Raw genomic sequence first — 22,382 nt, forward strand, 5'->3', positions numbered from 1 at the left:
GCAAAATAAGTTTTAACAGGAAGAGAAGAGAGGTGAGGCATAATGGTAAAATCACCTAAGGATACTAGAGTGGTGGTTGGAATGTCTGGAGGCGTAGACTCATCAGTTGCTGCGCTGCTTTTAAAAGAACAGGGCTACGAAGTGATTGGCATTTTCATGAAGAATTGGGATGACACCGATGAAAACGGCGTCTGTACGGCAACAGAGGATTACGAGGATGTAATCCGGGTCTGCAACCAGATCGGCATTCCATATTATGCAGTTAATTTTGAAAAACAATATTGGGATAAGGTTTTCACTTATTTCCTCGATGAATATAGAGCAGGAAGGACTCCAAACCCTGATGTCATGTGCAACAAGGAAATCAAATTCAAGGCTTTCCTTGAGCACGCGCTGAATCTTGGCGCTGACTATCTGGCGACAGGCCATTATGCACGGGTGGAAGACCGCGATGGAGAGCGCAAGATGCTTCGCGGGCTGGATGAAAATAAGGATCAGACTTATTTCTTGAACCAGCTGGACCAAAGCCAGCTTGAAAAAGTGCTGTTCCCAATCGGGAATCTTGAAAAAGCGCGGGTAAGGGAGCTTGCTATGGAAGCCAATCTTGCTACGGCAACCAAGAAAGACAGCACTGGAATCTGTTTCATTGGCGAAAGAAACTTCAAGGAATTCCTTGGGAACTACTTGCCAGCCCAGCCAGGCAACATGGAGACGATGAGCGGCGAGGTAAAAGGCAAGCATGACGGACTGATGTATTACACGATTGGCCAGCGCCAGGGACTAGGTATTGGTGGCTCAGGTGAACCATGGTTTGTTGTCGGCAAGGACCTGGAACGCAATGTATTGCTTGTAGAACAAAGCTTCCATAACGAGCTTCTCTATTCTGACAGCATTACGGCTGTGAATATCAGCTTCGTTTCTGACCGGCCAAAGCCTCAGACCTTCGAATGTACGGCCAAGTTCCGCTACCGCCAGCCGGACAATGCTGTGACTGTAGAGCTGCAGGAAGATGGCACCGCAAAGGTTAAGTTCAAAGAGCCGATAAGAGCTGTAACTCCTGGACAAGCTGTCGTTTTTTATGACGGTGAAGAATGTCTCGGAGGCGGCACGATTGACGAGATATTCAAGGATGGAAGCAAACTGACATATGTCGGCTAATCCATATTAAATCCCCGGCGGGCTTGATTCGCCGGGGATTATTCAATTGAATTAGATATGATATACTTGCATGGAGATTGGAGTGTTTAATTTGGATAAAAACCAGACAGGCATTGAGTTTATGAAGGAAGGTAAATGGGAAGAAGCGGCTCAGGCTTTCATGGAAGCGATTGAAGCCCACCCAGCTGATCCTGTGGCATACATAAATTTTGGCAACGTCCTTACAGCAGTGGGCGATATCGAAAGAGCATTGAATTTTTACAATAAGGCGATAAGCCTCGATGAGAACGCAACTGCAGCCTATTACAGCAAAGGCGGCCTATATTATGATGAGCAAAATTTTGAGGAAGCAAAAAATATGTTCGAGCTTGCAATGAAAAAAGGGCTCGAAACAGGAGATAACTTTTTCATGCTTGGAATGAGCCTTGCTCAGATGGGCAATAGCAGGCTTGCTCTCCCTTATTTGCAAAGGAGTACTGAGCTTCTTGAAAATGATGCTGAAGCGCATTTCCAATATGGGCTTTGCCTTGCCAGGGAAGGTTTTATCGATGAAGCAGTGATCAGCCTCGAGCAGGCGGTTACTCTTGACTCTCAGCATGCTGATGCCCTTTATAATCTCGGCGTTGCATACGGGTTCAAAGAAGATGGCGAAAAAGCGCTTGAAATGTTCAACCGCGCCTTGGAAATTCAGCCTGACCATTTGCTGGCCGGGCACGGCAAAAAATTGATTGAGGGACAAGACCTCCAATAATATAGGCGAAATTCACGGAAAGGGGGAAAATACTTTGGAAAAGCAAGACTCGCTTGATTTGTTTTCCGAGCAGGGAAAGTTCATGAAAGGAAAGCATCTCGTCACGATTTTTCATAATGAACAAAATCTTTATACAGTTCTGAGGATCAGGGTAGAGGATACCAATGAGCAGTATGAAGATAAAGAAGCAGTTATAACAGGGTATTTCCCTCGGATTCATGAACAGGAAACTTATATTTTCTTCGGGGAAGTTAAGGACCACCCAAAGTTTGGGACGCAGTTTCAGGCCACGCACTTCCGAAAGGACCTGCCTCAGTCGAAGCAGGGAATCGTCAGCTATTTATCGAGCGACCTTTTCAAGGGAATCGGAAAAAAGACGGCCGAAAAAATCGTCGATACACTGGGAGAAAAGGCGATTACGAGAATCATTGAAAACCCATCCGTACTTGACCAGATTCCGAAGCTCGCTCCTGAAAAAGCGAAGGAACTATACGACACATTGATGGAGCATCAGGGGCTGGAACAGGTGATGGTTGCTTTGAACCAATATGGTTTTGGACCCCAGCTGTCTATGAAAATCTATCAGGTCTATAAGGAACAGGCAATCGAAGTAATCCAGAATAATCCCTATAAACTTGTGGAGGATATTGAAGGGATCGGCTTTGGCCGGGCAGATGAACTCGGCAGCCAGCTAGGCCTGACCGGCAGTCATCCAGACCGCATCAAGGCGGCCTGCCTTTATACGCTTGAAAGTTCGAGCATCCAGGGTGGACACGTCTACATGGAAGCAGAGAATTTATTGGTTGATGTAAAAAAGCTGCTGGAGGACAATCAAAATATTCAGATCGAATTTACCGATATTTCTAAAGAAATCATTAGTCTGGGCGAAGAAGGAAAGCTGATTGCCGAAGAACAAAAAGTCTATTTGCCATCCCTTTATTTTTCCGAAAAAGGACTGGTTAAGAATATAAAAAGAATCCTCGAACAGACAGAGTATGAAAACCAGTTCCCGGAATCAGAGTTTTTGCTGGCTTTAGGCAATCTTGAAGATCGATTGGGTGTGCAATATGGTCCAAGCCAAAAGGAAGCAATCCAGACTGCGCTCATGTCACCGATGATGATTTTGACAGGCGGTCCGGGTACAGGGAAGACGACCGTCATTAAAGGAATCGTCGAGCTGTATGCCGAACTGCACGGCTGTTCTTTGGAGCCGAAAGATTATAAAAAAGAGGAGCCATATCCGTTCCTGCTTGCTGCTCCTACTGGTCGTGCTGCCAAGCGGATGACCGAATCCACAGGTCTTCCAGCAGTGACCATCCACCGGCTGCTGCGCTGGAATGGAGCCGGCAGCTTTGATCATAGCGAAGACCAGCCGCTAGAGGGCAAGATTTTAATAATCGATGAAACCTCAATGGTTGATATCTGGCTGGCACATCAATTATTCAAGGCGCTGCCTGATCACATCCAAGTCATTGTGGTTGGTGACGAAGACCAGCTCCCTTCAGTTGGGCCAGGTCAGGTCCTTAAGGATTTGCTCGATTCCGGCAGAGTACCGACTGTCCGGTTGACGGATATCTACAGGCAGGCAGAAGGATCTTCCATCATCGAGCTCGCCCATCAAATTAAAAAGGGCTTTATTCCTAATGATATTTCCGAACAGCAGCCTGACCGTTCTTTTATCAAATGCAGTACGAACCAGATTCCGCAGGTTGTTGAGAAAGTAGTGGCCAATGCCAAGAAGAAGGGGTATTCACCGCGGAATATCCAGGTGCTTGCGCCGATGTACCGCGGACCTGCTGGAATTGACCGCTTGAATGAATTGCTCCAGGATTTATTTAATCCTAACGTTGACGGTACCCGAAAAGAGCTTGCATTTGGCGATATCAAGTACCGGATTGGCGATAAGGTGCTGCAGCTCGTCAATCAGCCAGAGGCCAACGTCTTTAATGGTGATATGGGTGAAGTCGTGGCGATTTTCTACGCAAAAGAAAATACCGAGAAGCAAGACCAGCTGATCGTTTCGTTTGACGGCATCGAAGTAACCTACAACAGGCCAGACTTATCGCAGATCACCCATGCTTATTGCTGTTCGGTACATAAGTCGCAAGGAAGCGAATTCCCGATTGTTGTTCTTCCGGTCGTGAAAAGCTATTATCGCATGCTCCGCAGGAACCTCATATACACAGCGATCACAAGAAGTAAACAATTCCTTATTCTCGTTGGCGAAGAAGATGCTTTGAAAATGGGAATCGAACGTGGAGAAGACACGGAACGGAACACGACCCTGGTCGAAAAGCTGGTCCAGATGCTACCTGAACTGAATGTTTCACAAGGTGAAAGCCTGCCGACAGAAGAAGATAAGACAGCTCATACTGAAATTGGACAGGAGCAGGAAGAAGTCGATTATTTGGAAATGATCAGGAACGCAGACCCAATGATTGGGATGGGCAACAGCACTCCTTATGATTTTATGGAGGAAAGCTGATATTATCTCGAAAAAAGGAAGTAGCACGAAAATTGCACCTTTATCGTTAGTTGAAAAACTAACAATAAAGGTGCAATTTTTTATGGTGAATTTACAATTTGAAGATTAGTTTTGAGCAGAACCATACTTTCTTTCTTAATGGAAATCCTTACACCACATGAATTATTGTGAGGGAGTGGAAACTAATACTGTTCGGAAAGGCGGGACAAACTTTTGCGGACATTTTCACTTTTAAAGGGTCTGCCTGTTTATGAATTGGCGAGTGGTCAGAAACTGGGCGAAGTGTGTGATATGAGCATTTCAAGCAATGGAAGCGTAGTAGGCTTACTTGTTAAAAAGGGTGCGTTCATCAAGAAAACGTTTCAGGTCAAGGTAAGCCAGGTTGCATCCTTCGGCTGGGATGGAGTCATGGTGAAAGACAAAACGGCTTTGCAGCCATTGGAGACAGAGCCTGAATATACGTTTGAACACAACCAAAGCCTGGCTGGGAAAAAACTTCTTTCGAATGATGGTGAACAGCTTGGGCTGCTGGAGGACGTATATTTTATGGAGGAATTGGGAACGATTGTAGGGTACGAATTAACGGATGGCTTTTTTTCGGATATCACGAATGGAAAGCGTGTGGTCAAGACCATTGGTCCGCCTGCAATCGGGAAGGATGCCATCATCGTCACTGTCAAATCGAGATGAGGTGTCCCTATGTTAAGTTGTCCCAATTGCAGAAGCAAGGATATCGGCAAAATTGGCATCAACCAATATTATTGCTGGAATTGCTTCATAGAACTGTCCCTGAACAAAGGTCTGATCCATACCCATCAAGTTGAGGAAGATGGAACATTGAGCTCCCTTGACGACTTATTTGATGAGGATCAACGTCAATACGGCATTTAAAATTAAAATGAAGAGGTGAAACACATGAATAAAATGTTAACCTCCGTAATCGCTTTGGGTGCTGGTATGGCAGCTTACAATTATGCTTCCAACAACAATATGATGTCTGGAAGGAAAATGAAAAAGCTTGGCAAGAAAATGAGTAGAGCATTATTTTAAATTAACGAGAATCCCCTGGGCATACAGGGGATTTTTTTGATTTGGGAAAAATGGAGCAGAATTTCCAATTCGCTATAAAAAATCGATTTTCGCTATAAAAAGTTTGATTTCGCTATAAAAATGAAATTTTCGCTATAAAAAGTTCAATTTCGCTATAAAAAGAAAATTTCGCTATAAAAAGTTTTTATCGATGTAAATAACCTTGATTTACATTCCAAGAAAGAGGTTTTCGTTAAATAAAGGTTATTTTTCCCGAAATATAATCTTGATTGTCGCAATAAAATGATGTTAAAGATGAGACGGGCAATCAAAATGTATAATCCCCTCCGTTTCTTTCAAGAATAAACAGGAAGGAGGGCGAATGAATGAACATCCAGATGAAATGGTACTACCGGCTTGGATTTCTTCTCCTTTTGTTTATTGTTATTTATATTTTCATAAAGCTGCAGTCATTATGGGTACCTGTATTAGAAGTGCTCTTTTCGCTGCTCATCCCTTTTTCAGTAGCAGCGTTCATTACATATTTGCTGCATCCAATTGTTGAGGCCTTACATCAAAGAGGGCTGCATCGTGGTGTTTCCATCCTCATCATCTATATCCTGTTCTTTGGTGGAGCAGGCTTTGCATTTTATAAGGGAATACCGGCGCTGATTCACCAGTTGCGTGACCTTGCGGAAAATGCCCCTCATTTTGCGGAGCAATATAAACAGATGGTCAATAATATCGTTGACCAGACATCTACATGGCCAGCGGGCATCCACGAAAGGATTGAAGACGGAATTAATCGGATGGAGCAATGGCTTGACGGTGTACTGGCAGGTACGATGACATTCCTGATGGATACCATCAATTCGATTTTTACGATTGCGGTCATTCCGTTCATTGCATTTTACATGCTGAAGGATTTTGATGTAATGAAAAAAGCCGCGTGGTACATTACTCCAAGGCAATGGAGGCAGCCTGGCACGAGGTTCCTGCATGATGTCGATAAGTCGTTGGGAAGCTATATCCGCGGGCAGCTGCTGGTTTGCCTTATCATTGGCGTATTATCAACAATATTCTTCTGGATTGCTGGCATAAAGTATTCTTTGCTGCTCGGCGCGATAGTCGGCATCACGAACGTCATCCCATATTTTGGTCCAATCATCGGGGCAATCCCTGCTGTGATAATTGCGGCGACAATGTCGGTGAAAATGGTGCTGATTTCATTAGCGATTGTATTCTCACTGCAATTTTTAGAGGGGAATATCCTTTCTCCATTGATTGTAGGGAAAAGTCTGCACATGCATCCGCTTATGATCATGTTCGCCCTGCTCGCGGGAGGGGAAATCGGCGGCATTCTCGGGTTGATTCTGGCGGTCCCGGTATTGGTTGTTCTGAGGGCAGCCTTGATCCATGCAAAGGACCATATCATTTTAGAACGCAAAAAAGAAAAACCGTCATAATTTTTCATTAAGTCGTTTGACAAACTGAAAGCGGCTATATATAATTCGGCTATAGAATAATAATTAGCAAAATGTAGAAGGAACGAGTATGTTATAGTCCATCGTCAAGAGAGGAATTCCACGGCTGGAAGAATTCCCGGTGAAGGATAACAGAAGGCTATTCCGGAGTGCAGGCAAAACCTGCCGTAGCAGCTGCGTTAAAGCGTTTTTGAGAGATGGGCGCGCCATTTTTATGCGTTCATAATCAGGGTGGTACCGCGAGCAAGCTCTCGTCCCTGTCCAGGGATGAGGGCTTTTTTTGTTGCCTAAATTCCCTGAATGCTTACTTTTATTGATTTAGGAGGTTAGGTATATGAAGAAACTGACAGGTTCTGAAATCAGAAAAATGTATCTAGAATTTTTTAAGGAAAAGGGCCACGCCATCGAACCAAGCGCTTCGCTTGTTCCACATGATGACCCGTCCCTGCTATGGATTAACAGCGGTGTCGCAACGCTTAAAAAGTATTTTGACGGCCGTGTCATCCCAGCAAATCCGCGAATCACCAACGCGCAAAAGTCAATCCGTACAAACGATATTGAAAATGTAGGCAAGACAGCGCGCCACCATACTTTTTTCGAAATGCTTGGAAACTTTTCTATCGGTGACTATTTCAAGGTAGAAGCAATCGAATTCGCATGGGAGTTTCTTACAGATGAAAAGTGGGTTGGCTTTGATCCTGAAAAGTTATCAGTAACGATTCACCCTGAAGATGATGAAGCTTTCAATATCTGGCGAGAAAAAATCGGTGTTCCTGAAGAACGAATCATCCGCCTTGAAGGGAACTTCTGGGATATCGGCGAAGGGCCAAGCGGACCAAACACGGAAATATTCTATGACAGAGGGCCATCCTACGGAGACAATCCTGAGGATCCCGAATTATACCCAGGCGGAGAAAATGACCGTTATCTGGAAGTCTGGAACCTGGTGTTCTCTGAATTCAACCATAATCCGGATGGCACGTATACTCCACTGCCGAAGAAGAACATCGATACAGGCATGGGGCTTGAGCGGATGGCTTGCGTTGTCCAAGACGTTCCAACAAACTTTGATACGGACCTTTTCATGCCGACCATCCATGCAACCGAAGAAATTGCCGGAGTGAAATACGGAGTATCCAAAGAGAAGGACGAAGCGTTCAAGGTAATTGCTGACCATATCCGTACAGTAGCGTTTGCTGTTGGCGACGGCGCCCTGCCTTCTAACGAAGGTCGCGGTTACGTACTCCGCAGACTGCTGCGCCGTGCTGTCCGATATGCTAAAAAGCTGAATATCAACCGTCCGTTCATGTTTGAATTGGTGCCGGTTGTTGGCGAGATCATGCATGATTTCTATCCAGAAGTAAAAGAAAAGACAGACTTCATCCAGAAGGTCATCAAGAATGAAGAAGACCGTTTCCATGAAACACTTCATGAAGGCCTTGCAATCCTTTCTGAACTCATCAAGAAGGAGAAAGAAACAGGAAGCAGCATGATCCAAGGGAAAGATGTATTCCGCCTCTATGACACGTACGGCTTCCCAGTCGAGTTAACAGAAGAATATGCTGAAGATGAAGGCATGAAAGTTGACCATGAGGGCTTTGAAAAAGAAATGGAGCTTCAGCGTGAAAGAGCGCGGGCTGCACGCCAGGATGTCGGTTCGATGCAAGTTCAGGGCGGCGTTCTTGGTGAAATCAAGGAAAGCAGCGAGTTTGTCGGCTACGATACATTTGAAACGAACAGCAAGATTATTGCATTGGTGAAGGACGGCCAGTTTGTAGAGGAAGCAACTGCCGGTGATGAAATCCACTTCATGCTTGATGTGACTCCATTCTATGCTGAAAGCGGCGGACAAATCGCTGATAAGGGTATGGTTGTTGCAAATGGAATAAAACTATCTGTCAAAGATGTAAAGAAAGCTCCAAATGGGCAGAACCTACACAACGCAATTGTTGAGCAGGGCACAGTTACCAATGGCATAGAAGTTACAGCCAAAGTTGATCAGGACAACCGTGCTAGAATCATTAAAAACCATACTGCTACCCACCTTCTCCACCAGGCGTTGAAGGATATCCTTGGAACCCATGTCAACCAGGCTGGTTCACTAGTGGAACCAGATCGACTTCGCTTTGACTTCTCGCACTTTGGGCAGGTAACTGCTGAAGAGCTTGAAAAGGTAGAAGCAATCGTGAATGAAAAGATTTGGAGAAGCATCCAGGTAGAAACGAGCTTTAAAGCGATTGCTGAAGCTAAAGCTATGGGTGCTATGGCATTGTTCGGCGAAAAATATGGTGATATCGTCCGTGTTGTAAAAGTTGGCGATTACAGCCTGGAACTTTGCGGAGGCTGCCATGTGCCTAACACATCTGTGATTGGATTGTTCAAGATTGTGTCTGAGAGCGGTATTGGGGCTGGAACACGAAGGATTGAAGCGGTAACTGGCGAAGCGGCTTATAAAGTACTCAATGATCAGATCAGCATCCTGAAAGATGCGGCTGCGAAATTGAAGACATCTCCTAAGGAAGTTGCAAACAGAATTGATTCAATGCTGGTTGAAATCAAGCAACTTCAGCGCGAAAATGAATCTCTTGCAGCTAAATTGGGTAATATTGAAGCAGGAAGCCTTGCATCTAAGGTAAAAGAAGTGAATGGTGTCCAATTGCTTGCGGCGCGCGTCCAGGCTGCTGACATGAACAACCTGAGAAATATGGCTGATGATTTGAAGCAAAAGCTTGGATCGGCAGTCATCCTGCTTGGCACAACTGACGGCAGCAAAGTGAACCTGATTGCTGCTGTGACTGATGACTTGATCAAGAAAGGCTACCAGGCTGGAAAATTGATCAAGGAAGCAGCTTCGATTTGCGGCGGAGGCGGCGGCGGCCGACCGGATATGGCACAGGCTGGCGGAAAAGACCCTTCAAAACTCGACAATGCGCTTCAATTTGCCGAAGAATGGGTTAAATCAATTTGATATAAAGGTAAAGTAGTGTAGAATGAAGGTAACTTGAAGAAAATTTTGCCTGCCATTTTTAAAAGTGAGGTGCATTCGATGAGCTCGTTTGATAAAACGATGAGATTTAATTTTCCCGAAGAGCCTTTTGAGCATGATGCCAATGAAGTCCTGCTGCAGGTTTATGAAGCATTGCAGGAAAAAGGGTATAACCCGATCAACCAGATTGTCGGATATTTGCTCTCTGGTGACCCTGCTTATATTCCCCGCCATCGGGATGCCCGCAATATCATCCGCAAGCTGGAACGGGATGAAATTATCGAGGAACTGGTTAAATCCTATTTAAGGAACCACCGAGAGGGGAAATAAATGCGTACGATGGGACTTGATGTCGGCTCTAAAACAGTCGGCATTGCACTGAGCGATGAACTGGGATGGACTGCTCAGGGACTTGAAACATTGAAAATCAACGAAGAAGAAAATGTGTTTGGTTTCGATGAATTAGGTAAAATAATAAAAGAGTACGAAGTAGACAAAGTCGTCGTCGGTTTGCCTAAGAACATGAATGGCACAATCGGCCCTCGCGGCGAAGCCAGCCAATTCTTTGCTCGTGAATTGGAAGAGAGGTTCGGCATCCCTGTCATTCTCTGGGACGAGCGTTTGACGACCGTGGCTGCCGAGCGGGTTTTGCTTGAGGCAGACGTAAGCCGGAAAAAGCGCAAAAAGGTCATTGATAAAATGGCAGCAATGATGATACTACAAGGCTATTTGAACAGCCAAAATTAAATGAGGTGACTTTAATGGATCACGGTGAAAACAACATTACAGTAGTAGACGAAAACGGTAACGAACAATTATGCGAAGTACTTTTTACATTTGACTCCGAAGAATTTGGTAAGTCATATGTACTATACTATCCACTTGGCGCTGAAGAAAGTGACGATGAAGAGATCGAAATCCACGCTTCTTCTTTCGTCCCGACTGAAGACAACCAGGATGGCGAATTAATGCCAATCGAAACAGACGAAGAATGGGACATGATCGAAGAGATGCTTGAAACATTCCTTGCAGAGCAAGACGAAGAGTAATATAGGATCAGACCAGGTGAAATAGCCTGGTCTTTTTTTTGGTTTGATGAGTTTTGATTGGATTGCTAAGAATGTTTTACACCTAAGGTACGCGATTAAGGTCTAAAACGCTCCATTTTGCTAAAAAAGAGGTGAATTCGTTCTCTTCAAGCATGAAGATTCACTATATTGCCTCTCTCGCGCGTTTCATTTTCCTCCTATGAATCGATATCGACCACTTTTTTTATTATGTCGACCACAAATGGCAATATATCGACCAAGCAGTGTTCTGCCGCTTTCCAGGCTTAGTCCAGGGTCTCAAGAATACCACTCTGCGTTCAACCCTCAATGGATCTCATAACCCCAACATCTATTAAATTCACACATCCCATTCTCTTGTCGGAATATAAGATTATTTGTCGGCTGTAGTATTTTTTCGTAATTATTTGCAAATAAAAATAGAAAATATAGTATAATGGTTCGAGATGTGTAAATAGAGAATATCCAGGTGATTAGCCCTGTTGACTGGAGGGGAACTTATGTCTGACGAGAAAAATATAAATGACTCAAAGAAAGAAAAAAAACAAATGATTGCCCAAAAATTGATTGAACAACAGAAGGAAGCGAAAGTTGTGAGAAAAATCGTTTTCATCACTGCGATTGCGGCACTTCTCCTTATCGGCGCTATTGGCGGGGGTGGATATTATTATATTAAAGAAGCCTTAAAGCCTATAGATGTGGACAGCAAGAAAACCATTAATGTCAATATCCCAATTGGTTCTTCGACGACAGGAATCGGGAAAATATTAGAGGATAACGGTGTCATCAGAGACGCAAGGGTCTTCAAATATTATGTTAAGTTTAAAAATGAAGCCGGTTTTATGGCCGGAGATTATAAAATGAAGCCATCGATGACGCTTCCCGAAATAATCTCGAGCTTGAAGACGGGTAAAGTTATGCAAGATGTAGTCATGAAAATAACCATTCCAGAAGGCAAGCAATTGAAGCAAATCGCTGGAATCATTGCTGAAAAGACCCAGCAGGACCAGGAAGAAATTTTCAAGCAGCTCAACGACAAAGAATTCGTGACCAAAATGATGGGCAAATATCCGGATGTTCTAACAGAAGACATCTTTAATGAAAATGTGAAGTATCCACTGGAAGGCTATCTATTTCCTGCGACATATCCTTTCTATTCTGAAAAGCCGACTGTAGAAGAAATTGTGACAGTCATGCTGACGAAAACCAAGGAAGTCCTTGGCGAATTCAAAAGCCAAATGGAAGAAAGGGAAATGACGTCACATCAAGTTATGACAATGGCATCGCTGATTGAAGAAGAAGCAACTGACAAAGTAGACCGCGATAAAATTGCGAGTGTTTTCTATAACCGTATAGATACCGACATGCCATTACAAACGGACCCAACTGTCCTCTACGCACACGGGGAACATAAAGACCGTGTCTTGTATAAAGACCTGGAAATAGAAGATCCATATAACACTTATGTGAATAAAGGTCTTCCTCCTGGCCCGATTGCGAACCCAGGCGTAATGTCGATCGAAGCGGCTTTAGCACCTGCAGATACAGACGATTTGTACTTTCTCGCAACATCGACTGGGGACGTTCTTTTCTCTAAGACACTTGTGGAGCATAATCGTAAAAAAAATGAACATATCACCAGCAAAAAATAGCAATCCATATAGGGAAATGCAGAAACATTAGCATTTCCCTTCTTATTGTGGTAAAATAATTCAAGTGTTTTTTGTAATTAAAAAAGACTTTTTGGGTTTGGATTCATATGCCAATCCAGCGCTGACAAAGGCGCTTCTGCTTATCGATGATAGCGTGCATTACAGATGTAAGAGTTATGGCTGTAAACGGCTTAACAAACAGTGCGGCAGAGGAATGCCGGGCTGGGGTTTGTCTCTCTTATCCTGTGAACGCTATTTTTTTCATGCTCAGATGGAGATTTTACATTGAGCATAAATAGATTTTCCACGAGCTATAATACAGCTTTTGAATAGAGGTGAGGGCAGCTTGCTAAATGAAAAGCTGCAGGAATATTTAGATTCTCTCATTGAGCCTAGACACGGTCTGCTTGCTGAGATGGAGGATTACGCGCAAAAGAACGGCGTGCCGATCATGGAGCCTGCCGGGATAGAGGCAATGCTTCAACTCCTGCGGATCCAGCAGCCTGAAGCAATCTTAGAGGTGGGGACAGCAATTGGCTATTCTGCCCTCAGGATGGCCTATGCCCTTCCAATGGTTAAAATCATTACTCTTGAACGTGATGAGGAGCGGTACGAGCTTGCTGTTGACTATATAAAAAAGGCAGACAAGCAGGAGCAAATCCTCCAAATCAAGGGAGATGCACTGCTGCTTGAGGATGAAGTCGGAGAACACGCTCCTTTCGATGCGATTTTCATCGACGCAGCCAAAGGGCAGTACAAGCGATTTTTCGAAATATATTCCAGGTATTTAACGCCTGGAGGGATGATCATTACCGACAATGTCCTTTTCAAAGGTCAAGTATATGAACAAAAAGCAGAAAGCAAAAGGATTCGCAGCCTTGTGAAAAAAATAGATGAATTCAACCGCTGGCTTGCCGCCAACCCGGAGTATGACACAGTCATACTGCCAATTGGCGATGGTGTCGCGATTAGTAAGAAGAGGTGAACGGAATGAATAAACCTGAATTATTAGTAACTCCAACGAGTGTAGACGATATTATTCCTTTGGCAGAAGCAGGAGCAGATGCTTTTTTGGTCGGTGAACAGAAATTCGGACTCCGCCTTGCTGGTGAATTTACCCGTGAGGACGTAAAAAAAGCGATCGATTTGGCCCACTCAAAAGGCAAAAAAGTATATGTTGCCATGAACGCTTTGTTCCACAATGAAAAAATAGAATTGCTCGGCGATTACTTAAAGTTCCTACAGGAAGTTAAAGCAGATGGAGTTACTTTCGGTGACCCTGCTGTTTTGATGGCTGCCAAGGAACACACTCCGGATATAAAGCTGCATTGGAGTACAGAAACGACGGGCACAAACTGGTATACATGTAATTACTGGGGCAGAAAAGGTGCAAAGCGCGCCGTGCTTGCCCGTGAAATTAACATGGATGCCATTGTCGAGATGAAAGAAAACGCAGAGGTCGAAATTGAAGTCCAGGTGCACGGAATGATGAATATGTTCCAGTCAAAGCGCCCGCTTCTTGGACATTATTTTGAATACCAGGGCAAGGCGCTGGAAGTTGAGAACCGCAGACAGGAACAGAACATGTTCCTTCACGATAAAGAGCGTGAAAACAAATACCCTATTTTTGAAGATGAAAACGGAACTCATATCATGAGCCCTAACGATATCTGTATTATCGACGAGCTTACTGAACTGGTCGAAGCAGGCATTGATTCTTTTAAAATTGATGGGATTCTTAAAAGTCCTGAATATATTTTGGAAGTCACCAAGCTTTACCGCAAAGCGATTGATTTGGCAGTTGAAGACGCGGATCAATATGATGAAGAAAAAGACAGCTTACTTGCAGCAGCAGAAGCAATTCAGCCGCCTAACCGCCCGCTGGATACTGGATTCTTCTTTAAAGAGACTGTTTACTAGAGGTATTTTACAATATAAGGAGGTTGCGTCATGAATGCAGTGACAGACAAGATTTCACAAATTGTGGACGGAAAACGTGTTATTGTGAAAAAACCAGAACTGCTTGCGCCAGCCGGAAATCTCGAAAAATTGAAGATTGCCGTCCATTATGGTGCAGATGCTGTCTTTATCGGCGGCCAGGAATATGGTTTGCGTTCAAACGCAGATAATTTCACATTCGAGGAAATGAAGGAAGGCGTCGAATTCGCGAAAAATTACGGCGCGAAAATCTATGTTACAACGAATATCTTCGCGCACAATGAAAACATTGACGGACTAGAAGATTACTTAATTGGATTAAAGGGAGCAGGGGTTCACGGAATCATCGTTGCTGACCCGCTGATCATTGAAACTTGCCGCAGGGTCGCTCCTGAAATCGAGGTCCACCTGAGCACGCAGCAATCCCTTTCTAACTGGAAAGCTGTACAGTTCTGGAAAGAAGAAGGCCTGGAGCGTGTTGTTCTAGCTCGTGAGACAAGTGGTGAAGAAATCAAGGAAATGAAGGAGAAGGTCGATATCGAGATCGAAACCTTCATCCACGGCGCAATGTGCATTGCCTATTCAGGCCGCTGCACGTTGAGCAACCACATGACAGCACGTGATTCAAACCGCGGAGGCTGCTGTCAGTCTTGCCGCTGGGATTACGATTTGTACACTCTTGAAGGAAATGAAGAAAACGCATTGTTTGCTGAAGGCGACTCTCCATTTGCGATGAGCCCTAAGGACCTAAAGCTTATAGAATCAATACCGCGGATGATTGAGCTTGGCATAGACAGCCTTAAGATTGAAGGCCGCATGAAGTCGATCCACTATATCGCAACAGTTGTCAGCGTGTATCGAAAGGTCATCGACGCATACTGCGCAGACCCTGAAAACTTTGTCATCAAGCAGGAATGGCTCGAAGAACTGGACAAATGTGCGAACCGTGAGACAGCAACTGCCTTCTTTGAAGGGGTTCCTGGGTATAAAGAGCAAATGTTTGGAAACCATAGCAAGAAGACGACTTTCGACTTTGCCGGCCTTGTGCTTGATTATAATGCTGAAGACCAGATGGTTACACTTCAGCAAAGAAACTATTTCAAGCCTGGTGACGAAGTTGAATTCTTTGGACCGGAAATCGAGAACTTTACCCATGTGATTGAGACAATCTGGGATGAAGATGGCAACGAGCTTGATGTAGCCCGCCATCCTCTGCAAATCGTCAAGTTCAAGATGGACAAGCCAGTCTACCCAAATAACATGATGCGGAAGGAGAAGTAACAGATGAACCGCAAGCCTGTTGTAATTGGTGTAGCCGGCGGCTCCGGCTCTGGTAAAACAAGCGTCACGAAAGCGATCATTGATAGCTTTAAAGGCCACTCTATCCTGATGATTGAGCAAGACTACTATTATAAAGACCAAAGCCATTTGCCAATGGAAGAACGTTTGAAGACAAACTATGACCATCCGCTGGCATTTGACAACGATCTTTTGATAGAGCATATCGGAAAACTGCTTCAATATGAACCGATTGAGAAGCCAGTTTATGATTATGCGGTCCATACTAGATCTAGTGAAATCATTCATGTCGATCCTAAGGATGTCATCATTCTTGAAGGAATCCTTATCCTGGAAGATGAAAGATTACGCGATTTGATGGATATGAAGCTTTATGTCGATACAGATGCAGATTTGCGAATCATCCGCAGACTGCTTCGCGACATTAAGGAGCGTGGACGTTCAATGGATTCTGTCATTGAACAGTACGTGAATGTTGTAAGGCCGATGCACAACCAATTCATTGAGCCGACAAAGCGATATGCAGACATCATCATCCCTGAAGGCGGCCATAATCATGTGGCAATCGACCTGATGGTAACAAAAATTCAAACAATTCTTGAACAAAAATCATTTTTGTGACACAATAGCATAGATAAAGCGGACATAGAAGTACTTTAAAAAGTGCTTCTATTTGTCCAATGTAAAAATTAATGGTCCGATTTTGGACTCTCTTAAAATGCGCGCCCTGATAAAGGACGCGCTCCTGTATATTTTTCAGGTTACATAATATAATATTACACAATCGATTTTGGGGAATTGTGAAGACTAGAAGGAGTGAAGGATTTTGGCTATAGAAAAAGTTTTTCCTATGACAGTGGCAGGAAAAGAAAAGCTGGAACAAGAATTGGAAATGTTGAAAACGGTTAAACGTAAAGAAGTTGTTGAGAGAATTAAAATCGCGCGCAGCTTCGGCGACCTTTCAGAGAACTCTGAGTACGATTCTGCAAAAGAGGAACAAGCTTTTGTGGAAGGACGAATCACGACTCTTGAGAATATGATCCGCAACGCAAAGATCATCCAGGAAGATGAAGTGAGCAAAGATGCCGTCAGCCTTGGCCGCACAGTGACATTTGTTGAGCTTCCTGATGGTGATGAAGAATCCTATACAATCGTAGGAAGTGCAGAAGCTGATCCATTTGAAGGCAAGATTTCAAATGACTCTCCGATTGCCAAGAGTTTAATGGGCAAAAAAGTCGGCGATGAAGTTTCCGTCCAGACTCCTGGCGGCGAAATGAGCGTACGCATCACATCAATTAAGTAATTTCAAACTTCCATAGGTTTGAAACCGCAGCACCTCGTCAACACTTTTGACGAGGTGTTTTTTATGCTCAAAAAAAGGATGGTTGTATGGATCAGCATATGCATTGCCGGCATCGGACTGCTGATGTTCAGGCTGGCACAATTGCAGCTGCTGGAAACAGAATCATTTTCAAAACATGAAATAAATTTAATAGAAGCGAGCGTCAAGCAGAGGTCGCAGGAAATGGTAGTGGACAACGGGAGAGGAAATTTCCTTGACCGATCAGGGGAGCCATTATCTTACGAGACAGCGTCTGTGCTGGTACTCTTTCCATTTTTAAAGAAGATGGACTGGCAGGCTGAAAAGGTAGCTAGGATCATCGGTGTATCAGAATATGCTTTGGAGAGTGCTGTGGAAGACTCAAAAGAACCGTTCGCTTTTGGGAATCCGGAGCCTGTGGCATTGAACAAAAGCCAGATGGATACGATTAATGAGATGGAAATCCCGGGTGTATTTGCAGTCGAACGTAAGTATGCGGTTGAAAGAATACCTGCAGCCCAGCTGCTAGGCATCATCGGAGAAAACGAGGATATCCTGAGATCAAGGTATGGCGAAAAAGATTTTCTGCCAAGGACGTTAGTTGGACTTTCCGGACTGGAAAAAAGCTTTGACGAATTTTTGGTAGCCGAAGGTAAATCAAGGCTTGTATACCATGTGGATGGGGAGGGCGCGCCGCTGTTTGGTATCAACGTCAAATATATTGAACCGGCAAATCCATTTTATCCTATCAACTTGCAAACCTCGATTGATAAGAACCTGCAGATGATTGTCGAAGAAACGGTAGACAAGCATCATATTAAAAAAGGCGGCGTCGTGCTGCTCGATATTGATACAAATAGCATTTTATCAATGGTTTCAAGACCGGTCGTTAATCAAGCCAATCCTTTCAAAGATCAGGGAATTGAGAATATGATGGTCAAACAGCATATACCAGGTTCAGTCTTCAAGACGGTCGTTGCTGCTGCTGCGATCGATAATGGTCTTGATGACCCGAATCGAAAGTTTGATTGCAGTAAAAAGATAAATGGCGACCCGGATAATAAATATGATCACGGAATGCTTAACTTTAATGACAGCTTTGCGAGGAGCTGCAACCGGACATTTGGAGAGGTAGCGAAAGAACTCCAGGATAAAGATCCGCTAATCCTGGAAAAATATGCGGAGATGCTGTCGATAACGGGCGGTGTAGGCTGGACCGGGGATATCTTCCACCTTGAAGATTTCAGGCAGCTGCAGGATGAGGAAAAAGGCCGAGTATTCCTTTCTGATGATGCCAGGAAGGATCGCAATTTTTCAGCCTTATCAGGAATAGGCCAGCATGAGGTAAGGGTTTCTCCTCTTTCAGTTGCGAACATGATGGCTACAATCGCCAGAGGCGGTGAAAAGGACATGGTTCGGGCAGTCATGTCAATCCAATATCAAAATGGAACCGAAATGACTGAGTTTCCAAAAGAAAAGCTTAAGGGAGCCAAAATCTCATCCATTACCGCAATGAAGCTGCAGACGCTTTTGCGTGAAGTTGTAGTGAATGAACACGGAACTGGAAGATGGTTCAAGGATTTGCCATATGCTGTCGCCGGAAAATCGGGTACAGCTGAAACAGGTATTTATGCCGGAGATAAGCAGATGCATAATAAATGGTTCGCTGGATATTTTCCTTATGAAAATCCTAAATATGCGCTCGTAGCTGTCAATCTTGGGGTTCCTGAAGACGAAGGCGGAATCAATTTGTTGTTTGCTGATATAGTAAAGGCGGTCTATGATTACAATCATGGCACATCGGATGAAGGTCCCGAAAACGATTAGACAGAGATAAAATCCTTCAAGTTTGCCTCAAGTCATGGTAGAATGTTGACAACCTTATAAGGGAGGGAAAGACCTTGAAGCATGATGATTATGACAACCTAAATGAGGGTGCCCGTACGAGAACGAGGGCAAAGCGCAGAAAAACAAACCTTATTTTAAATAGCTTGATTGTTGTCGTTATTTTGTTGATTGCCATTGTATCTTTTAACATTTTTTTCAGCAATGACGAAGGGGCAGCGGACAACAGCGATGTTACAGCAGAAAATAACAACGCCGCCTCCTCCGGCAAAAAAGACAATAAGGATGACAGCAAGGGAACTGCCGATAAGGATAACGAAAGCGCAGATAGCAATAATGAAGATGATTCCACTGGCGAAGAGTCTGAAGATGCAGACGAAGAATCAGAAGACAGTGAAGAATTGGGAGAGCCTGTTGTCACTGAGGGCGGCAGCGATGCCAATGTAAAACAGACGATTGAAAATCCTCACTGGGAACCAGTAGGAACTACACAATCTGGCGAACACGCCACTGTTTTTGACCAGAATTCAGTAGATTGGCAGGAGATGATCCTGGCGTACTCATATGCAACAGGTATAGATAAGAACAATATGACGGTCTGGTGGAACGAAAATGGCGGAGCGCCTAATACAGCCCGAGGCACCGTTTCCGAAAAAGGAGGCGACCAGGCTTACAGAGTCATCATCCAGTGGGTAGACGGCCAGGGCTGGAAGCCTGTTAAGATTGAAGAATTGATTCAAAACGATAAACGATAGAATTTTTTTGCAGGGGCTCAGATGATATGGGCCCCTTACTTTTTTGCTTTGAAGTGCACTACTGCAGAATAAAACAGGCGTCCCTTTTCATCAATGTGCATCTGATGTGATACATGATGTACACTAAGCATGATGGCTTTATTGATTTCAATCTGTTTGTTGACTTTTTTTTCAAGCGTCTTTAAATCAACCGCTTCAAAAAATTCAACCTTATCCTCGATTAAGTCAAAATGGAATTCCATAGTTACACTCCTTATGAATAATTAGATTTAGCTTTGCTGTACAATTAAAAATAGCAAAACCTCTATAAAAATAAAACATTTTTTGATAAATTTAAACGGCGGGCATAATTGTAAAGCAATATTCTAATTCTAGTACATAGTGCATTTCATGCGAAAAATCAGGGTTTTACATAGGAGAGATTAATATGGCAAGAAAGTTATTATATAATGGCACGATCATTACTTGTAACGCAGAAAATGAAGTGATTGATTCTGGTGCAATCGGTTTTGAGGATGAAAAGATTGTCTATGTCGGTAAAACGCCTGACGATGTCTCTTTATATGAAGAAACGATTGACCTCAAGGGGGATATTGTCCTCCCCGGATTAGTAAATACCCACGGACATACTCCGATGTCATTGTTAAGGGGCTATGCGGATGATTTGCATCTGCAAACATGGCTAGAAGACAAAATCTGGCCGCTGGAGGCAAAATACACACCAGAACATGTTAAATGGGGAGCGAATTTATCAATCCTCGAAATGATCCGTACAGGAACTACCACATTTGTTGATATGTATGATTATATGGACATAGTGGGTAAGGCTGTAGACGAGGCTGGAATCAGAGGGGTGCTATGCAGAGGAGTGATCGGCTTTGGATCTGAGGAACTTCTTCAAAGCAAGCTTAAGGAAGCAGCCGAGTTCGCAAAAAACTGGAATAATGCCGCGAATGGCCGGATTACGACGATGCTGTCACCGCATTCGCCTTATACATGCTCTCCTGAGTACATTTCCCAAATCATTGATAAATCGGTGGAACTGAACGTTCCTTTGCATACGCATATGTCTGAAACAAAATATGAAGTAGACAAAAATATCGAGGATTTCGGTGCAACACCAGTTGCACACTTGGACAGCCTCGGTTTCTTTGACCGGCCAGCGCTCGTTGCTCATGCGGTCCATCTGAGTGACGCAGATATTGAAATCCTTGCAAGAAAAAATGTAAGTGTCTCTCATAATATCATCAGCAATCTCAAGCTTGGCAGCGGAATCGCTCCCGTCGGCAAAATGCTGGCGCATGGAGTGACGGTTAGCCTGGGCACAGACAGTGTCGCTTCCAATAACAACCTGGATTTGTTCGAAGAGATTAAATCTGTAGCAACGATCCATAAAGGAATCGCCCAGGACGCAACAGCAATATCAGCAGAGCAAGCATTAAGGATGGCAACAATCGATGGAGCCGCTGCAGTATGGCTCGGCGATAAGACGGGGTCGCTGGAGGTTGGCAAGGATGCTGACTTTATCGTAGTCGAGACGAACCAGTCTTTCTATTATCCGCGGCATAACCCTGTGTCACACCTTGTATACTCAGGATCTGGCAGAGATGTCAGGGATGTTTATGTTCAGGGGAAACAAATCCTCGATAATCGTCAGTTCAAGACAATTGATGAAGAAAAAATACTTTTTGAAGCTAATCGCTTATCTAGAATGTTAGCAGAATAAACCTCGGAGGTAACAGTAATGAACAGAATCGGAATAATAGGCGCCATGGATGAAGAAATCCAGCATATCCTGGACGCTATGAAGGATTATGAAGAAAAGAGCAAAGCTGGGATAACGTTTTATGTTGGAGCCTTTAATGAATTTGACATCGTACTCTGTAAATCTGGAGTAGGAAAAGTTAACGCGAGCGTCTGCACACAAATTCTTATCGATGAATTCGCAGCTGAAAATATCATCTTTACTGGTGTTGCAGGTGCAGTTAATCCTGAGCTGAAAATTGGCGATATCGTCGTTTCCACTGATTGCGTGCAGCATGACATGGATGTCAGGCCACTGGGCTTCAAACTGGGGGAAATCCCCTATACCGAGGTTTCAGTTTTTAAAGCAGATTCACGCTTAGTGGACCTCGCCATCTCGGCCAGCAAAGAAATCGTCGCAGACAAAAAAATTGTCAGCGGCCGCATATTATCGGGAGACCAATTCATCGCAGACCGGGAGAAAGTCAAATTCCTGCATGAGGAGCTGCAGGGCTACTGCACAGAAATGGAAGGAGCCGCTGTCGGCCAAGTCTGCAGCATGAACGGCGTCCCATTTGTCATCATCAGGTCGATGTCTGACCAAGCTGACGGTTCAGCAGACGTAAACTTCCTTGAATTCACCAAATTAGCCTCTAAGAATTCATTTGAAATCGTAAATGAAATGATCAAGAACTGGAAGCTTCAATAGTGTTAATGATAGTCCCTGTCTATTTATGTTTTTTTAACGGGGAACTTTATTAATTGAAGCGAGTGCCTGGAGCGGAAATTAACTGAAGACTATCATTCAAATTGAAAGGGTGTCCCTAGGTACTTTAGGGACACCCTCTATTTATTCCAAAATTTACATG

Annotated in this window: 22 protein-coding genes and 1 other annotated feature; of the genes, 21 read left to right on the plus strand and 1 reads right to left on the minus strand. The window is 44.0% G+C overall.

Annotated features, from left to right (window positions below; all coding sequences use genetic code 11):
* Positions 1–42 precede the first annotated feature (42 nt).
* From mnmA to M3204_RS05720, 19 genes are all read left to right on the plus strand, one after another.
* Positions 43–1,158, plus strand: a complete 1,116-nt coding sequence (gene mnmA, locus M3204_RS05630) for a tRNA 2-thiouridine(34) synthase MnmA (protein ID WP_251479424.1) — start codon at positions 43–45, stop codon at positions 1,156–1,158.
* A 91-nt stretch (positions 1,159–1,249) separates the two neighbouring features.
* Positions 1,250–1,909: a tetratricopeptide repeat protein gene (locus M3204_RS05635; RefSeq protein WP_251479426.1), complete on the plus strand. Its 660-nt coding sequence runs from the start codon at positions 1,250–1,252 to the stop codon at positions 1,907–1,909.
* 34 nt (positions 1,910–1,943) lie between these two features.
* Positions 1,944–4,394, plus strand: a complete 2,451-nt coding sequence (gene recD2, locus M3204_RS05640) for an SF1B family DNA helicase RecD2 (protein ID WP_251479428.1) — start codon at positions 1,944–1,946, stop codon at positions 4,392–4,394.
* A 213-nt stretch (positions 4,395–4,607) separates the two neighbouring features.
* Positions 4,608–5,084, plus strand: a complete 477-nt coding sequence (locus tag M3204_RS05645) for a PRC-barrel domain-containing protein (RefSeq protein ID WP_251479430.1) — start codon at positions 4,608–4,610, stop codon at positions 5,082–5,084.
* Between the two features lie 9 nt (positions 5,085–5,093).
* Positions 5,094–5,285, plus strand: a complete 192-nt coding sequence (locus M3204_RS05650) for a hypothetical protein (RefSeq protein ID WP_251479433.1) — start codon at positions 5,094–5,096, stop codon at positions 5,283–5,285.
* A gap of 24 nt (positions 5,286–5,309) precedes the next feature.
* On the plus strand, positions 5,310–5,444 hold the full coding sequence (locus tag M3204_RS05655) for a YrzQ family protein (protein ID WP_251479436.1): 135 nt from the start codon (positions 5,310–5,312) through the stop codon (positions 5,442–5,444).
* A gap of 365 nt (positions 5,445–5,809) precedes the next feature.
* Positions 5,810–6,889 (plus strand): AI-2E family transporter, encoded by a 1,080-nt coding sequence (locus M3204_RS05660; protein WP_251479438.1) that lies wholly within the window; start codon positions 5,810–5,812, stop codon positions 6,887–6,889.
* 65 nt (positions 6,890–6,954) lie between these two features.
* Positions 6,955–7,169 (plus strand) — a binding site (T-box leader).
* A 72-nt stretch (positions 7,170–7,241) separates the two neighbouring features.
* Positions 7,242–9,875, plus strand: coding sequence for an alanine--tRNA ligase (gene alaS / locus M3204_RS05665; protein WP_251479440.1), 2,634 nt, complete (start codon positions 7,242–7,244; stop codon positions 9,873–9,875).
* Positions 9,876–9,953: 78 nt separating this feature from the next.
* The gene (locus M3204_RS05670) at positions 9,954–10,223 is read left to right on the plus strand and encodes an IreB family regulatory phosphoprotein (protein ID WP_023627198.1); all 270 of its coding nucleotides are present in this window, start codon (positions 9,954–9,956) and stop codon (positions 10,221–10,223) included.
* Positions 10,224–10,640, plus strand: a complete 417-nt coding sequence (gene ruvX / locus M3204_RS05675) for a Holliday junction resolvase RuvX (RefSeq protein ID WP_251479442.1) — start codon at positions 10,224–10,226, stop codon at positions 10,638–10,640.
* A gap of 14 nt (positions 10,641–10,654) precedes the next feature.
* Positions 10,655–10,942, plus strand: a complete 288-nt coding sequence (locus M3204_RS05680) for a DUF1292 domain-containing protein (RefSeq protein WP_251479444.1) — start codon at positions 10,655–10,657, stop codon at positions 10,940–10,942.
* Positions 10,943–11,460: 518 nt separating this feature from the next.
* The gene (gene mltG, locus M3204_RS05685) at positions 11,461–12,612 is read left to right on the plus strand and encodes an endolytic transglycosylase MltG (protein ID WP_251479446.1); all 1,152 of its coding nucleotides are present in this window, start codon (positions 11,461–11,463) and stop codon (positions 12,610–12,612) included.
* 346 nt (positions 12,613–12,958) lie between these two features.
* The gene (locus tag M3204_RS05690; protein ID WP_251479448.1) at positions 12,959–13,597 is read left to right on the plus strand and encodes an O-methyltransferase; all 639 of its coding nucleotides are present in this window, start codon (positions 12,959–12,961) and stop codon (positions 13,595–13,597) included.
* A 5-nt stretch (positions 13,598–13,602) separates the two neighbouring features.
* On the plus strand, positions 13,603–14,532 hold the full coding sequence (locus tag M3204_RS05695) for a peptidase U32 family protein (protein WP_251479450.1): 930 nt from the start codon (positions 13,603–13,605) through the stop codon (positions 14,530–14,532).
* Positions 14,533–14,562: 30 nt separating this feature from the next.
* Entirely contained in the window at positions 14,563–15,831 is a 1,269-nt protein-coding gene (locus M3204_RS05700) for a peptidase U32 family protein (RefSeq protein ID WP_251479452.1), read from the plus strand.
* Between the two features lie 3 nt (positions 15,832–15,834).
* Positions 15,835–16,470 carry a uridine kinase gene (gene udk, locus M3204_RS05705; RefSeq protein WP_251479454.1) on the plus strand — a complete coding sequence of 212 codons (636 nt, stop codon included), beginning with the start codon at positions 15,835–15,837 and terminating at the stop codon, positions 16,468–16,470.
* A 205-nt stretch (positions 16,471–16,675) separates the two neighbouring features.
* A complete protein-coding gene (gene greA, locus M3204_RS05710) occupies positions 16,676–17,152 on the plus strand; it encodes a transcription elongation factor GreA (RefSeq protein ID WP_251479456.1) in 477 nt (158 codons plus the stop codon).
* Positions 17,153–17,215: 63 nt separating this feature from the next.
* Positions 17,216–18,997, plus strand: a complete 1,782-nt coding sequence (locus M3204_RS05715) for a peptidoglycan D,D-transpeptidase FtsI family protein (RefSeq protein ID WP_251479458.1) — start codon at positions 17,216–17,218, stop codon at positions 18,995–18,997.
* Between the two features lie 74 nt (positions 18,998–19,071).
* Complete coding sequence (locus tag M3204_RS05720; RefSeq protein ID WP_251479460.1) at positions 19,072–19,770, plus strand: YrrS family protein; 699 nt, start codon at positions 19,072–19,074, stop codon at positions 19,768–19,770.
* 35 nt (positions 19,771–19,805) lie between these two features.
* Here M3204_RS05720 and M3204_RS05725 read toward each other — a convergent pair whose 3' ends face one another.
* The gene (locus M3204_RS05725) at positions 19,806–20,012 is read right to left on the minus strand and encodes a DUF2536 family protein (protein WP_251479462.1); all 207 of its coding nucleotides are present in this window, start codon (positions 20,010–20,012) and stop codon (positions 19,806–19,808) included.
* A gap of 185 nt (positions 20,013–20,197) precedes the next feature.
* Here M3204_RS05725 and M3204_RS05730 point away from each other — a divergent pair, with 185 nt between their 5' ends.
* Both M3204_RS05730 and M3204_RS05735 read left to right on the plus strand, forming a co-directional pair.
* Positions 20,198–21,496, plus strand: a complete 1,299-nt coding sequence (locus M3204_RS05730; RefSeq protein ID WP_251479464.1) for an amidohydrolase — start codon at positions 20,198–20,200, stop codon at positions 21,494–21,496.
* Positions 21,497–21,514: 18 nt separating this feature from the next.
* A complete protein-coding gene (locus tag M3204_RS05735; RefSeq protein ID WP_251479466.1) occupies positions 21,515–22,222 on the plus strand; it encodes a 5'-methylthioadenosine/adenosylhomocysteine nucleosidase in 708 nt (235 codons plus the stop codon).
* The last annotated feature ends 160 nt before the right edge of the window (positions 22,223–22,382 follow it).

This window comes from Mesobacillus subterraneus (assembly GCF_023715485.1).
Classification (GTDB): Bacteria; Bacillota; Bacilli; order Bacillales; family Cytobacillaceae; genus Mesobacillus; species Mesobacillus subterraneus_B.